This window comes from Pseudomonas sp. BW16M2, from assembly GCF_014268865.1.
GTDB classification, from domain to species: domain Bacteria; phylum Pseudomonadota; class Gammaproteobacteria; order Pseudomonadales; family Pseudomonadaceae; genus Aquipseudomonas; species Aquipseudomonas peradeniyensis.
Genome location: NZ_JABWRI010000013.1, coordinates 125,624 through 140,044 on the forward strand (window position 1 = coordinate 125,624; position 14,421 = coordinate 140,044).

Consider the following 14,421-nt stretch of genomic DNA (forward strand, 5'->3'; position numbering starts at 1 on the left):
TCCCACAGAGATCGCGCCAGATTGAGGGGCCTGAGCAAGACGGTTGCTCCCACAGGGATAGTACAGCGCTCAGGAAGGCCTCAAACCTGCACCAACCACTCATCCACCAGCCCCTGGCGCGCCAGGGCCTCGCACCACGCCGGCTCGGCCTCGACCTGGACCTCGTTGCAGTCGAGCTCATGCAGCGCCTGTAACACCTGCAGGACACCGGGATCCTCCAGCACCTTGCAACGCGCCCGGGCATACCGACCGTCCCGCCTCGCCTGCGCCCCATGCAACACCAGCGTCGGCGCACGCCCGTCGAGCACCTTGGCCGACGCCGGGCAGTCCAGCCCCGGGTCGAGCAGTACCCGCAAGGGCACCACCGGTTCGGCTCGTTGCCCGGCGACCTGCGCCACCAGCGAGGTGTCGCAGGCCTTCACCCAGTCACAAGTGGTCAGCAACGCTGAAGCCCTGCCCCGCCAGTGCGCCAGGGGCGTCTGCTCGTCGCAATGGCTGAGCATCACACCCTCGCCCAACGCGCCGATCTCCAGCGCCGCCGGACGCAACACCCGCACCCACGGGCGCTGGCGCTCGATGCGCGAGAAGAACCCGCGATTGAGCGCCCGCGCCCGTGGACAAGGCAAGGCCTCGACCGCGATACCGGCCTCGCGCAGGCGATCCGCGCCGATGCTCTGCGAGACATCGCCACTGGCCGTGACCACCCGGCTTACCCCCGCCGCCACCAGGGCATCGGCGCATGGCGGCGTGCGTCCATGGTGGCCGCAGGGTTCCAGGGTCACGTAGGCGGTCGCCCCCCGTGCCGCCGTGCCCGCCTCGCGCAGGGCGTGCACTTCGGCGTGGGCCTGGCCGGCGCGCTGATGCCAGCCGCGCCCTACCACCTGCCCGGCGTTGACGATCACGCAGCCGACCCGCGGGTTGGGCATGGTGCTGTACAGGCCCTGGCTGGCGAGCGCCAGGGCCATGTCCAGGTAATGGCGATCGATCGCACTCACGTGCGGACCAGCGCCAGCAGGTAGCGGGCCTCACCATGCTGGCGCTCGATCACCTCCAGTCCCTGCCAGGTGAAGCCATGGGCCTCGAGGGTCTGGCGGATGCCGTCGTCAGTGAAGAAGTAGCCCTGGCGCTGGTTGTCCATCTCGCGCCAGCCCGGCTGGGGATGGGCCGCATCGACCCCGAACACGTTCAGCCCCACCAACGCGCCAGGGCGCAGCAGGCGGCGCACATGGCCCAGGTACGCAGCCCACTCATCCGGGTGCTGGTGGTGGAAGCAGCCATTGTCCAGGGCCGCGTCGAACACCGTGCCCGGCACCGGCTGCCAGTCCTGCATGGCCTTGTTCACCAGGTCCAGGCGATCGCCCCAGCGCTTGCGCAGCAATGGCCAGCTGGAGTTCTCGACGATATCCAGCCCGGTGACCCGGTGCCCGGCGAGGATGAAGGTGGAGGCGTCACGGCCACGGCCCACGCCGATGTCCAGCACATGCTGGTCGGCCCGTGGGTCCAGGCGCTCGAGAAAGGCCTGGGCCGCCTGGATCATGCCGATGTCCCACGACCACTCGTCCTCGCCATGGCTGTAGCGGTGCACGAACGAAGTGTCGAGGGCCTTGCGGTAATCGCCCTGGGCCATGAAGTCGCTTGCTTGCTTGCTCATCGTGCTGCTCCTTCAGGACGCCAGGCGGGCGTCGATACCGTAGATGCGCCCGTCATAGGAACTGGCCAGGAAGGCATCGCTGACGGCGTCGTGGGTCAGGCAGGAAATGCCGCTGGCGGTCGGCCGCTGCATGGGCAGCCAGCGCCGCGAGGCCAGGTCGAACAGTGCCACGGTACCGTTGTAGGCCGCGGTGGCGATCACCCGGCCATCGCCGGAGGCGGCGATGCACTTGATCGAGTGCTGGTGCGGCGAATCGAACACCTCGTCGCCGGTCTCCAGCCACAGGCGCAGCTTGAGGTCGCGACCGATGCTGGCGAAGCCGCCGGTGATCGGGCAGCAGCCATTGGAAATGCGCGTATGCGCCCCCTCGATATGCCGCACGCTGCTGAAATCCTCGATGCTGTGCAACGCGGCATCGGCCGAGGCACAGACGCTGAACAGGTGGCGCTCGTCGGCGGCCACGCCCTTGATCGCGTTGTCGTGCATGGGGATCGACGCCACCAGGCGCAGTCCACCCTGGCCGTCATGGCCGAACACCAGGCCTTCGCCGGTATAGGTGCCGATCAGCGCCAGGTCCTCGCCGTTCCTGACGAAGGTGGCGCCGCAGTTGAGCGGCGAACGGTGCTGGTACAGCATGCGCCCGGACAGGCCGTCGAACACCTGGCCCATCTGGCCGCCGGTCAGCAGCAGCGGGCCGAACGGCAGGAGGAAGTTGCACAGGCTGCCGACACTGGTCACCGGCTGGTCGTCACGGTGCAGGATGCCGGCGTCGCCGATGCTGTACTGGCGCTCGTCGCTGCGCACCACGGCGTTGATGCTCACCGCCGGCTCGATGCCCGACACCTGCCACTGGTCCTGCTCGTAGTTCCAGGTGGCATAGCGCGAACCGAAGGTCGCGAACACCAGTTGTTCGTCGCCGACGAAGGCGCAGCTGCGCGGCCAGACAATGCTCGGCAGCGCGGTGCTGCGGCGCTTGACCAGGTTGCGCCCGGCGTCGAAGGTCCAGAGGATCGCCGAACGGTCGTAGCTCAGGCTCACCAGCAGGCGCTTGTCGTCGTTCCAGACGATGCGCTTGATCCCCGCGGCATGGGCCGGCACGGTCTGCACCTGGCCCTGGGCGATGATCGAGATGCGCCCCTCGTCGTCCCCGGCGAACACCACGCCTTCGCGGGTGATGGCGATGGTGTCGGTTTCCACGCCGCCGATGTCCACCTCGTCGCATTGCTGGCCGCTGCGGGTGTCCCACTGGCGCACGGTACCGTCGTCGCTGCTGGAGATCAGGCGCTCGCCATCCGGCGACCAGACCACCGAGATGACGTCGGCCTGGTGGCCATGGAACGCCTGCAGCTGCACGCCGTCGAGGTCGAAGATACGCAGCACATGGTCACGCGAGCAGGTCGCCACGCGCTGGCTGTCGGGCGAGAACACCGCCATCTCGACGTCGTCGTTGTGCCCTTGCAGCACGGCTTTCAGGCGCATGCTCGGCACTTCCCAGATGCGCGCGGTGTAGTCGCTGCTGGCGCTGACCAGGTACTTGCCGTCACTGCTGAACGCGCACTGGTTGGCCAGGTGGTCGTGGTGCACGCGGTGGATCGGCTCGCCGGTGGCGGCGTTCCACAGGATTACCTGGTTGTCGTAGCCGGCGGTGGCGACGAAGCGCGCGGCATGGGCGGCGATACCGCTGATAGGGCCAATGTGTTTCATCGAAAGATCCTTTTTCGCTGGAGTCAGAGCTTGATCGAATGGCTGGACTTGACGGCCTTCGCCTGCAGGTAGTTGCGGTTGTGATTGGTCAGGAACACCCCGGTGGGTACCTGTTCGATCACATCGATGCCGCCGGCGCGCAGCTGGGCGACCTTCTCCGGGTTGTTGGTCAGCAACCGGCACTGGTCCACGCCCAGGGCCCGCAGGATCTGCACGGCCGGATCGAACGAGCGCGAGTCGGCCAGGTGGTTCAGGCGCAGGTTGGCTTCATAGGTGTCCAGGCCCTTGTCCTGCAGCAGGTAGGCCTCGAACTTGGAGTACAGGCCGATGCCGCGCCCTTCCTGGCGCAGGTAGATCAGGTAGCCGCCCACCTCCTTGAGGGTGCGCAGCGCCTCCTGCAACTGCGGGCCGCAATCGCAGCGCTGCGAGCCGAACACATCGCCGGTGATGCATTCGGAGTGCACCCGCACCAGCGGCACGTCGCACTGCTCGCGGCCGATGCCGACGGCGAAGTGCTCCTGGTCACGCTCGAAGCCGTGGAAGCCGAAGAAATGGGCGTCGACGTCGCCGCCGAGGATGGAAATCGGCACGATGGTGTGAAGCGAAACATCCTTGTTCATGGAATCAGACCTCTTGCACGGAAGACGGAACAGCTCAGTTGTGGTTTTCAACCAGGCGAAAGCCCATGACGTAGATCGGTCGCGGGTAACGCCCGTGGCGGCGCGCGGTGCGCGCCAGGTCGCGGAAACGGGTGAAGCTGCCACCGCGGGCCACGCGGTGGGTGCCGACATCGAGCACCAGGTCGTCCTCGATCTGCGGGCCGCCGGGGTATGGCCGGTAGTCCTCGGCCACGTACTCCTCGACGTTGCCGGCCATGTCCAGCACGCCGAAGGGCGAGGCAGCGTCGACGAACACGCCGACCGGCGTGCTGTCCAGGTAGCCCAGCTCGGCGGTGTTGGCCTGCTCGACCTGGTAGGCGTCGCCCCAGGGGAACTGGCGCCCCTCGGGGCCGGCGGCGGCGTACTCCCACTGCGCTTCGCTGGGCAGGGCAAAGCGTCGGCCGGTGCGTTCGCTGAGCCACCGGGCGTAGGCGTCGGCGTCACTGGCCGAAACGCTGTACACCGGGTGATTGGCGTGGTGCCGCGGGTAGCGGCCGAACGCCCAGCCGTCGGGGATGCCGGCATGCCCGCTGTCGAGCAGGAACTGGCGGTACTCCTGGTGCGTCACCGGGAAGCGGGCGATACGGAACGCCGCCAGCTCCACTGCGTGGCGCGGGGTCTCCTTGTCGATCCAGCTGCGGTCCAGGCCGAGCCCGTCGAACTGGTCCATCACCTGCCCGACCGCGCGCGGGTCGAGGCCGATGTGCACCCGCGCCGCAGGGATGTCGATCATCTGCGGGGCGAAGGTGTCGATGCGCGGATCGCCGCGCAATGCCAGCACCTCGCCGGCGGCAATGCGCCGGGCCAGGGGTTGGCGTGGCTGCTCGAGCAGCGTCAGCAGGACATCCAGCGGTGCCTGGAGCAGATCGTCGAGCGCCGTGGCGACTTGCGCCTGCAACGGATGCTCCTGGTAGTGCGCTGGGTAACCCATCAATGCCCGGTCGCTGACATCCTTGGGCAGCGGGCTGGGCAGCCGTGGCCAATGCCACTGTTTGTAGCTGTTCATGCAAATACCTGCCTGGGCACAGGCCTGCCAAACGGCAGGCCTGCGACGACGTGGGATCAGAGGCGGTCGAGGAGCAACCGAGGGTTGCTTTCGATCATCTCCACTTCGGCGCTGTAGACTTCGATCACCAGGCCATCCGGGTCCTCGAAGTAGACGGCGCTGCGCACGTTGTCCGGCCCATGGTGATAGCCCGGTGCCGGGCCGTTGCCCTTGACCAGCTTGATGGTGCCGGTGGCGGTGACCTGCTCGGCGATGCGCCGCACATCCTCGGGCAGCGCCCGAACGCCGATGTGGTAGCCGGTCGGGTAGCTGAACGACTCGCTCTGCTCGATGAAGAAGTCGAAGCCGTTGAGCTCCATCACCGCCTTGCGCGGACCGAGGTTGTAGCAGTAGTTGGCGCCGAGGATGTCGCTGTAGAACGCCTTGGAGGCTTCAAGGTCGCGGGTGAGGATATTGACGTGGTTCATCTCGGGGCGCTGTGCGGCCCGCGCCGCTTCGTCCAGCCCCAGGCCGTCGAGCGAGCGCCACAGCTTGGTCGCGGCCGCGAACTTGGCAAAGCCCGCCAGCCAGTCCTTGATCGCCAGCTCCGGCGCCTGCCCGGCACCGATATCCAGCGAGTAGGGATAGAGGAAGCCCTGGCTCGCCTGCTGCCACTGGGCGATCACGCCGCTGGCAGACGGCAACTGCGCCAATGCGCCCTGCACGCGGACCAGCACCAGCGCGGTGTTGCGGCACAACCCGCTGGCCTCGTTGAGCAGCGTGTTCAGCGCCGCCGGTGGCGTGGCGCTGTCGAGCAGCAGGCAGACCGCGTCCACCGGCCCCTGGCCGGCCGGCTTCTGGCTGACCTGCAGGCTGAAACCCGCCGCCGCCGCGGCGCTGCCCAGGCTGTCCAGGGCCTGGGCCGCCGCGTCGCCGAGCGGCGCGGCATGCAATGCCAACAAGCGCAGCATCAGGCAGCCCTCCGTCCGATCAGCAGGGTGTAGCGGCCGATCGGCTCCTGCTCCACGGTGAGCCCCGCCGACGCCATGCTGTCGATCAGGTAGCGGGTCGGGTGCAGCTCGCCGTTGACCGTGTTGAGCATCATGTGCAGGGAGAAGTCGGCCGACAGCGCCGGATGGATCTCGTCATCCTCCAGGGCCATGCTCAGCACCAGCAGCGCGCCGTCGCCCTCGACCATGCCGGCGGCGCCGGCGATCAGGGTGCGCACCTGCTCGCGGGTGAAATAGTGCAGGCAGTCGTTGAGCATCACCACGTCGGCCCGCTCGCCCTGGTACTGTGCCAGGTCCAGCAGGTTGCGGGCATGGAAGCCCAGGCGGCTGTCGAGGCGGTACTTGGCGAAGGTGGCCGCGGCCGCCTCGCGGGTGGGTTCCAGGTCCCAGACCTCACCCTTGACTTGCGGATTGCGGCTGGCGATCTCGGCCAGGTAGGTGCCGTGGCCACCGGCCAGGTCGATCACCCGCTGGGCCTTGTCGAACAGCGGCAGGTCACGCAGCACATCGACCATGGGCTGGCTGAAGCGGACCATGGCATCGTTGAAGGCGTCGCGGGCCGCCAGGTCGTGCTTGAAGCGGTTTTCCTGCTGGAAATCCAGCGAGGTGCGGCTGCGCAGCACCTCGTCCAGGCGCGGCCAGTTGTGCCACTGCAGGCGCTGGTGATCGATGATCGGGCCGATGAACTCGGCGCTGTCGCTGACCAGGAAACGCTGGCTCAGCGGCAGGTTCTCGAAACCTTGGGCGGTGCGCTTCAACAGGCCCATGGCCACCAGCGCGTTGAGGAAGATGCGGCCCTTGTTCGGCACCCAACCCAGCGCATCGCTCAGGGCCTGGGCGCTGACCGGCTGGCGGGTGTGGTCGAACACACGCTGGGCCAGCGCCGAATGCAGAATGGCGGACTGGCGGTACTGGTCAGAGAGCTTCACCAGGTCGACCACGCCTTGCAGACTGTTCAGCTCGTCGGCGTGTTCATAGATGGTCACGGGTTTCTGGGCGTTCATGCACTCACATCCCTGTCGAGTTATTGTGGGTGAGCCCATGCCCGGCATTTGCCAGCAAGGTGTCGATTGACTTGCACGCACCCCTCCCTGGGACCGGCAAGCACAGGCTCCGCAATTCAGCCTAGACGCGGACTCAATAAATACAACTAATACCTTTTATATTTTTATCGCATATAAATTTTATTATCGATAATCGTTACTCTTGCACAATTCACCGCGAATCCGGGCTATCCTTCGCCCACTTGCCTGCGCAAAGGATGGCCCAGGAGAGTGCCCGATCCGTTCATTCACGCCCGGTTTCCAGCGCTCCATGACCTCGACCACCGTTGATACCAACTGCACCGCCGACCGCATCCTGTTCCTGCTCAAGACCCGCGGGCCGCTCAAGACCGCCGACCTGGCCCAACTGCTCGCCATCACCTTCGAGGCCACCCGTCAGCAGGTGCAGAAGCTGCAGGCGTCCGACCTGATCAGCGGCATCAGCGTGCCGGCCAAGGGCGCCGGGCGCCCTTCGCAGAAATGGGCACTGACCGCCGCTGCCCAGCGCCGCTTCCCCGATTCCCACAGCGTGCTGACCCTGCAACTGATCGAGAGCGTCGAGCAGGTGTTCGGCAGCGACGGGGTCGACCGCCTGATCAGCCGCATGGAAGACAGCAACAGCCGTGAGTACCAGCAGGCCTGCGCCGATGGCCAGAGCCTGGAGGACAAGGTGCGCATCCTCGTGCAGTTGCGCGAGCGCGCCGGCTACATGGCCGAGATGCAGGCCGACGGCAACGACTGGCTGATCGTCGAGAACCACTGCCCGATCTGCATTGCCGCCACCCGCTGCCAGGGGTTCTGCCGCAGCGAACTGCAGGTATTCCAGGCGGCGATCGGCGAACACGGGCTGGTGGAGCGTTGCGAGCACCTGATCTCGGGGGATCGGCGCTGCGTCTATCGCATTTCGCCGATCTAACAGCGTGGGAGCGGGCTAGCCCCGCGATCACCGGCGAAGCCGGTGCCATGCAACGCCTCGCGGGGCTAGCCCACTCCCCCTCCTCGCCAGGTTACTCATCAGATCCGCCGCCTGCCCTTCAGCGCTGGAATGGTGGTCTGCGCAATCGCCACCTGTTCCTGCTCACGCCGGGTGTTGGCTGCCAGGCCCGCCAGGGTCGGCTGGCTGAACAGCAGGCGCGCATCGGCATGCAGCCCGGCCTGGCGCATGCGCGCCACCAGGCTGACCGCCAGCAGTGAATGCCCGCCCAACTCGAAGAAGTTGTCATCGCGGCCGACCTGCTCGATCTTCAGTACCTCCGTCCAGATCTGCGCCAGCGCCTGTTCCAGCTCATCCCGGGGCGCCTCAAAGGCCCGGCTGATCACCGCCTCCACGCCCGGCGCCGGCAAGGCGCGACGATCGACCTTGCCGTTGGGGCTCAGCGGCAGCTCGTCCAGAAGCACGTAGGCCGAGGGCACCATGTAGGCCGGCAGGCGCGCCGACAGGTACGCACGCAGCGCTTCCAGCGTCGGCGCGACATGGCCATCACGACAGCTGGCATAGGCCACCAGGCGCTCCTCGCGCACCATAACCACGGCCTGGCCCAGGGCCGAATGGGCCGCCAGCAGCGCCTCGATCTCGCCCGGTTCGATGCGCAGGCCATTGAGCTTGACCTGGAAGTCGTTGCGCCCGAGGAATTCCAGCTCGCCATCGGCGCGATAGCGCACCAGGTCGCCGGTGCGGTACAGGCGGTCGCCGGCCACGAACGGGCTGGCAATGAAACGCTCGGCCTGCAACGCCGGCAAGCCCAGGTAGCCGCGGGCCACGCCAATGCCGCCGATATGCAGTTCGCCGGCACACCCCACGGGCACCGGACGGTCATGGGCATCGAGCACGTACAGCCGGGTATTGCCGATCGCCCGCCCGATCGGCGGGGCGACGGCGGGCAACGGCTGGTGCGGCTCCAGGGTCCAGGCGGTGCTGTCCACGGTGGCCTCGGTGGGGCCATAGACATTGTGCAGGCGCACCTGGGGCAAGGCTTGGCGCACCTGTTGCGCCAGCGCCAGGGTCAGTTCGCCGCCGCCACAGAAGACATCGCGCAGGCTGCTGCAACGCTCGACGCCCGGGGTGTCGAGAAACGCCTGCAGCAGGGCCGGGACGAATTTGACGGTGGTCACCCGGCGCGCCTGGATCAGCTGCACCAGATAGGCCGGATCGCGGTGCCCGTCGGGGCGTGCCAGCACCAGGCGCAAGCCGGCGCACAGCGGCCAGAACAACTCCCACACCGAGCCGTCGAAGCTGAACGGCGCCCGTTGCAGCAGCGCGTCGTCGGCCTGCGGCGGGCACAGGTCGCTGCCCCAGCGCATCAGGTTGCACAACCCACGATGCTCGACCATCACCCCTTTCGGCGTACCGGTCGAGCCCGAGGTGTACATGACATAGGCCAGGTGCCCGCCACCCAGTTCCGGCAGCTGCGGCGCATGGTCGTCGTGCGCCTGCCAGTCACCGTGATCCAGATCCACCAGCGGTGTCGACAGGCCCTCGAACAGGCCGCGGGTGGCTCCGTGCACCAGCAGTGCCAGGGGCGCGCTGTCGGCAAGCATGTAGTGCAGGCGTTCGTCGGGGTAGCCGGGGTCCAGCGGCACATAGGCGCCACCGGCCTTGAGCACGCCGAGCAGGCCGACAATCAGCGAGGCGCCGCGCTCCAGGCACACGGCGACCCGGCTGTCGGGCCGCACGCCAAGGCCGATCAGGTGATGGGCCAGGCGATTGGCCTGGGCGTCGAGCTCGCGGTAGGTGAGCTGCGTCTCTTCGCTCTGCAGCGCCACGGCATCCGGCGTGCGTCGCACCTGGGCGGCAAACAGCGCAGGCAGGTGCGGATAGGCGGGATCCAGCGCCACCTCGGTGGCATTGAGGGTCTCCAGCAGATAGACGCGCTCCGTCTCCGGCAAGGTCGACAGCGACTGGAGCGCCACCGCAGACTCGCTGACCAGGGCGTTGGCCAGCGCCTGCAGGGCGCAGCAAACATGCCCGAGCACCCGTTTGGCGCCCAGCTCGCGAGGTGCCCGCACACTCAGCCGCAGGCTGTCGCCCTGCTCGTCCACAGTCAGCACCAGGGCGTGACTGTGCACCTCGCTGGCATCGAGCAACGTCACGCCAGGCAGCGCCACAGCGTCGTGCGCGGCGCCATGCCGGTAGTTGAGCAGGCTGTCGAACAGTGCCACCCCGGCGGGCAGGCCGCTGCAGCGCTGGGCCAGCACCAGCGGCGCATCCTCGTGCCCGAGCAGCGCCGCCAGCTGGCCGTGGATTGCGCTCAGCGCCTGGCCCACATCACGACCGGCCAGCGACACCCGCAACGGCAGGCTGTTGATGAACATGCCCAGCGCCCGCTCGGCGCCCTCGCCCGCCATTACCCGGCCCAGCAGCACGGTGCCGAACAGCACCTCGTCGCGACCGCCCAAGGCTCCCAGCACCTGCGCCCAGGCCAGGTGCATCAGGCTGCCCAGGCCGACGTCGTGCTGACGCACGCGCTGGCGCAAGGCCGTGGCCAAGTCTTCAGGAACAGTCAGGGCGCAGGTCTCGACATTGGCCAGCGCCTGCGCGCCCTCGCCCATGCCGGCCAGCCTGGGTGGCGCGTCCACCCCGGCCAGGGCTTCGCGCAGGAAGGCTTCATGCCCCGCCTGCCTGGCCTCGTCGCGGCTCAGGGCAACGTAGTTACGATACGGCACGGGCGCTGGCAGCGTGTGTCCCTCGCCCGCCATCAGCGTCGCCAGCTCGGCCAGCAGCACCTGCACCGAGACCGCGTCGTTGACCAGATGGTGGAAGTGCAACAGCCCCAGCCAGCGCTGCCGCGCGCTGTCCTCGACGCAGGCCAGGGCCATCATCGGCGCCTGGCGCAGGTCCAGCCGCAGTCCCTCTTCGCGCAGCCGGGTGGCCGCGTCGCCCGGAGCGGGCGCAAGCACCCTCAGCGGCAACCAGGCCTGGCGCCACACCACTTGCTGCGGCTGCGCCAGGCCGTCCCAGGCCAGACTGGTACGCAGGATGTCGTGACGCTCGATGACCCCGGCCAAGGCGCGGTTGAACGCCTCCAGCGCAGCCTGGCTGGCGAAGGCGAACAGCGCCTGTTGCTGGTACGGGTCACGGTCTTCGGTGAGATGGTGGTACAGCATCCCCTCCTGCAACGGTGCCAGCGGGTAGATTTCCTGCACATTGGCCGCCCCGCCCGGAACCCTGTCGACGATGCGGTCGATGCTGGCCTGGTCGAGGCGGGTCAGGGCCAGCATCTCGGGCGTGATCCGCTGGCTACCCGGGATCACGCGGCTGGCCGGCACCGTCTGCGCCGGGGCGTCGCCAAGCGATGCGGCCAGGCTCGCCAAGGTCGGCTGACCGAACAGGACCTGGGCATCGACCTGCAGCCCCGCCTGACGCATGCGCTCGATCAGGCGTACCGCCAGCAGCGAATGGCCGCCCAGCTCGAAGAAATGATCGTGCCGCCCGACCTGCTCCACCTCCAGCAACTCGGCCCACAGCGCGGCCAGACGCTGCTCAAGCTCGCCCTGGGGCGGCTCGTGGGCGCGCCGTACCGTGGCTTCGCTGCCCGGCGCGGGCAAGGCGCGGCGGTCGAGCTTGCCATTGGTGGTCAACGGCCAGGCCGTCATCGCCACATAGGCGCTCGGCAGCAACACGGCCGGCAGGCGGCTGCGCAGGTGCTCGTGCAACTGCAACGGGGTCGACGCCTGCTCGCCAAGGTACCAGGCCACCAGCTGGCCGTCGCGCAGCAGCACCAGCGCCTCGCGCACGGCCGGGTGGCTGGCCAGCGCGCTCTCGATCTCGCCCAGCTCGACCCGCACGCCGCGAATCTTGACCTGGTCGTCGCTACGGCCCAGGTACTCCAGGGTGCCGTCGGGCAACCAGCGCACCAGGTCCCCCGTGCGGTACATCCGGGCGCCGTGCTGCGGGGTGAACGGGTCGTCGAGGAAGCGCTCGGCTGTCAGGTCGGGGCGATTCAGGTAGCCGCGGGCGACACCCGCACCGCCGATGTACAGCTCACCGACGGCGCCTATCGGCAGTTGCCGGCCCTGGGCATCGAGCACATGCAGGCGAGTATTGGCCACCGGCGCGCCGATATGCAGCACCTGGCCCGAACGCACCTCGCCCGCGCTGGCCACCACCGTGGCCTCGGTCGGCCCGTAGTTGTTGATGATCCGCCAGCCTCGCTCGCGGGCCAACCGACGCAGGCGATCGCCGCCGACCAGCAAGGTGCGCAGGGTGGGATGCGGCTCGCCCTGGGCGAAGGCGTGCTCGGCCACCGGCGTGGGCAGGAAGCTGACCTGCAGTGGCTGGGCGCGCCACCAGCGCAGCAGCGCGTCGATGTCCTCGCCGCCCTCGCCCACCGGCGCCAGGTGCAGGGTGGCGCCGGCGCACAGGGTCGGCCAGATCTCCCAGGCCATGGCATCGAAGCCGAAGCCTGCCAGGCTGGAGGTGGCGCTGCCAGGATGGAGGTCGAAGGCTTCGCAGTGCCAGTCGACCAGGTTGGCGAGCATGCGATGCTCGATCATCACGCCCTTGGGCTGGCCGGTGGAGCCGGAGGTGTAGATCACATAGACCAGGCTTGAACCCGACAGCCCCGGTACCTCGAGGTCGGCGACCGCCGTCGCGGGCAGTGGCAGGCGGTCCAGCTCGATCACCGCCACATCGATGGCCGGCAGGCGCTCGCGCAGGCTGGACTGGGTCAGCACCACCTTCGGCGCGCAATCTTCCAGCAGGTAGCGCAAGCGCTCGCCCGGGTGCGCCGGATCGATCGGCACATAGGCCGCACCTGCTTTCAGCACCGCCAGCAGGCCGACCAGGGTGTCCAGGCCACGCCGGGCGACCACGGCCACCCGTTGCTCCGGCACCACGCCCAGGGCCAGCAGTTGCGTGGCCAGCTGGTTGGCGCGGTTGTTCAGCTCGGCATAACTCAGGTGGCGCCCCTCGTGCACGGCGGCCGTCGCCTCGGCGCGCAGCGCGGCCTGGGCCTCGATGCGCCGATGGATCAGGGCCGGGCCTTGGGCGGCGCTGGCCGTGGCATTCCACAGCCGCAGGCGCTGGTGCTCGTCGGGCAACAGCAAGTCGTAGTCGTCGATGGCCGCCTGCGGCCGCTCCAGCCCCTGGGCCAGCACATGCAGCAGGCGCGCAGTGAACACCTCGACCTCTTCGGGGGCCAGCCAGGCCTGGTTGTACACCAGGTGCAGCCAGGCCTTGCCATTGTGCGGGTTGCTGCGCAGATAGATCGACAACGGCGTCGGCTCGTGATCGTTGCATACCTTGACGCTGTGGGCGCCGAGGCTGCCATAGCGCAGGTCGTGGCCTTCTTCCTCGTAGGACACGGTGATCTCGAACAACTGTCCCCGCGCCTCGCGGGACATCCCTAAAGCCCGTTTGAGATCGCTCAGCGGCAGGCGCTGGTGGCGCAGGTCGCGCCGCAGGGCATCGCCGATACCGCGCACCAGCTCGGCGAAGCTCAAATGCCGGCCGAAGTCCATGCGCAAGGCATTGACCTGGACGAACATGCCCAGGGTCGCCTTGGCCCGCGCATTGCCACGGTTACGCACCGGCAGGCCGACCACCCAGTCGTCCCGCTGCCAGGCCCGGGCACAGCACACGTGCAAGGCCGCCAGCAGCACATGGGCGACCGATCCGTGCAGCTCGTCGGCCAGTTGCTGCATGCGCGCCAGCAGGTCGCCGTCGAAACTGCGCTCCAGCGCATGGCTGGGCGTGGCACCTGGCGGCAGGCCCTGTTCCCTGGGCCGCAGCAGCGCATCGGGCAGTTGCGGGTAACGGCCTTGCCAATAGGCAAGATCGCGCTGCTGGCGGGCCGATCCCTGGTAGGCCAGGTCATCCTCGATGAATGTCCGGTAGGACGGGGCCGTGTCCGGCAGTGCCAGGCCCTGCTCGAGCAGACCGTAGTACTGGCCCAGCTGGTGGAGCAACTGCTCCAGGCCCCAGCCGTCGAGGATCAGGTGATGGGCCTGCAACATCAGCAGGCTGCGCCCGGCACCCACATGCAGCAATGCCATGCGCAGCAACGGTCCGGTTTCAAGGGCGAAGGGCTGTTGCAGCAAGGTCTTGGCCAGACGCTGCGCAGCGGCGAAGGGTTCAGCCTGCCCGCGCAGGTCGTGCTCGTCCAGCGGTACCTGCAAACCGGCCACAAAGCGCTGGCGGGCCACGCCATCATCCCCCGCCTCGCGCACCAGCACCGTGCGCAACCCGTCGTGAAGCGCGACCAGATGCGTCAGCGCGCGCCGCAGCAGGCCACTGTCCACGGCGCCGTCGAATTCGAGATAGCCGCCGACGTTGTAGAGCGGCGAGTCGCCGTGGCTGATCTGGTCCAGCCAGATGTCGCGCTGGGCGCAGGTCAGGGGGAAGCTATCGGCGACGGCCATGGGCGGGTCT

The 14,421-nt window shown here is 68.3% G+C and carries 9 protein-coding genes; 1 reads left to right on the top strand and 8 read right to left on the bottom strand.

What is annotated here, in order from left to right; translation table 11 throughout:
- Positions 1 to 80 precede the first annotated feature (80 nt).
- From ribD to HU735_RS14230, 7 genes are read right to left on the bottom strand one after another with little or no spacing between them, the layout of a single operon-like run.
- Positions 81 to 995: a bifunctional diaminohydroxyphosphoribosylaminopyrimidine deaminase/5-amino-6-(5-phosphoribosylamino)uracil reductase RibD gene (gene ribD / locus HU735_RS14200; RefSeq protein WP_186714007.1), complete on the bottom strand. Its 915-nt coding sequence runs from the start codon at positions 993 to 995 to the stop codon at positions 81 to 83.
- A complete protein-coding gene (locus tag HU735_RS14205) occupies positions 992 to 1,651 on the bottom strand; it encodes a class I SAM-dependent methyltransferase (RefSeq protein WP_186714008.1) in 660 nt (219 codons plus the stop codon). Before HU735_RS14205 ends, ribD begins: the two co-directional genes overlap by 4 nt.
- 12 nt (positions 1,652 to 1,663) lie before the next feature.
- Positions 1,664 to 3,355, bottom strand: coding sequence for a WD40 repeat domain-containing protein (locus HU735_RS14210; protein WP_186714009.1), 1,692 nt, complete (start codon positions 3,353 to 3,355; stop codon positions 1,664 to 1,666).
- A gap of 23 nt (positions 3,356 to 3,378) precedes the next feature.
- Positions 3,379 to 3,975 (bottom strand): GTP cyclohydrolase II RibA, encoded by a 597-nt coding sequence (ribA, locus tag HU735_RS14215; protein ID WP_028691687.1) that lies wholly within the window; start codon positions 3,973 to 3,975, stop codon positions 3,379 to 3,381.
- A gap of 34 nt (positions 3,976 to 4,009) precedes the next feature.
- Positions 4,010 to 5,020, bottom strand: a complete 1,011-nt coding sequence (locus HU735_RS14220) for an SUMF1/EgtB/PvdO family nonheme iron enzyme (protein ID WP_186714010.1) — start codon at positions 5,018 to 5,020, stop codon at positions 4,010 to 4,012.
- 56 nt (positions 5,021 to 5,076) lie between these two features.
- A complete protein-coding gene (locus tag HU735_RS14225) occupies positions 5,077 to 5,970 on the bottom strand; it encodes a VOC family protein (protein ID WP_186714011.1) in 894 nt (297 codons plus the stop codon).
- Positions 5,970 to 7,013, bottom strand: coding sequence for a methyltransferase (locus HU735_RS14230; protein WP_186714012.1), 1,044 nt, complete (start codon positions 7,011 to 7,013; stop codon positions 5,970 to 5,972). Before HU735_RS14230 ends, HU735_RS14225 begins: the two co-directional genes overlap by 1 nt.
- Positions 7,014 to 7,323: 310 nt before the next feature.
- Between HU735_RS14230 and HU735_RS14235 the strand changes: the two genes are divergently transcribed.
- Positions 7,324 to 7,968 (top strand): metalloregulator ArsR/SmtB family transcription factor, encoded by a 645-nt coding sequence (locus HU735_RS14235; protein WP_186714013.1) that lies wholly within the window; start codon positions 7,324 to 7,326, stop codon positions 7,966 to 7,968.
- 98 nt (positions 7,969 to 8,066) lie between these two features.
- Here HU735_RS14235 and HU735_RS14240 read toward each other — a convergent pair whose 3' ends face one another.
- The gene (locus tag HU735_RS14240) at positions 8,067 to 14,411 is read right to left on the bottom strand and encodes a non-ribosomal peptide synthetase (RefSeq protein ID WP_186714014.1); all 6,345 of its coding nucleotides are present in this window, start codon (positions 14,409 to 14,411) and stop codon (positions 8,067 to 8,069) included.
- Positions 14,412 to 14,421 lie beyond the last annotated feature (10 nt).

What these genes read in the sequence shown, in the direction of transcription:
- HU735_RS14205 (WP_186714008.1), bottom strand. Translation starts at nt 1,651, where the DNA reads ATGAGCAAGCAAGCAAGCGACTTCATGGCCCAGGGCGATTACCGCAAG.
- HU735_RS14210 (WP_186714009.1), bottom strand. Translation starts at nt 3,355, where the DNA reads ATGAAACACATTGGCCCTATCAGCGGTATCGCCGCCCATGCCGCGCGC.
- ribA (WP_028691687.1), bottom strand. Translation starts at nt 3,975, where the DNA reads ATGAACAAGGATGTTTCGCTTCACACCATCGTGCCGATTTCCATCCTC.
- HU735_RS14220 (WP_186714010.1), bottom strand. Translation starts at nt 5,020, where the DNA reads ATGAACAGCTACAAACAGTGGCATTGGCCACGGCTGCCCAGCCCGCTG.
- HU735_RS14225 (WP_186714011.1), bottom strand. Translation starts at nt 5,970, where the DNA reads ATGCTGCGCTTGTTGGCATTGCATGCCGCGCCGCTCGGCGACGCGGCG.
- HU735_RS14230 (WP_186714012.1), bottom strand. Translation starts at nt 7,013, where the DNA reads ATGAACGCCCAGAAACCCGTGACCATCTATGAACACGCCGACGAGCTG.
- HU735_RS14235 (WP_186714013.1), top strand. Translation starts at nt 7,324, where the DNA reads ATGACCTCGACCACCGTTGATACCAACTGCACCGCCGACCGCATCCTG.
- HU735_RS14240 (WP_186714014.1), bottom strand. Translation starts at nt 14,411, where the DNA reads ATGGCCGTCGCCGATAGCTTCCCCCTGACCTGCGCCCAGCGCGACATC.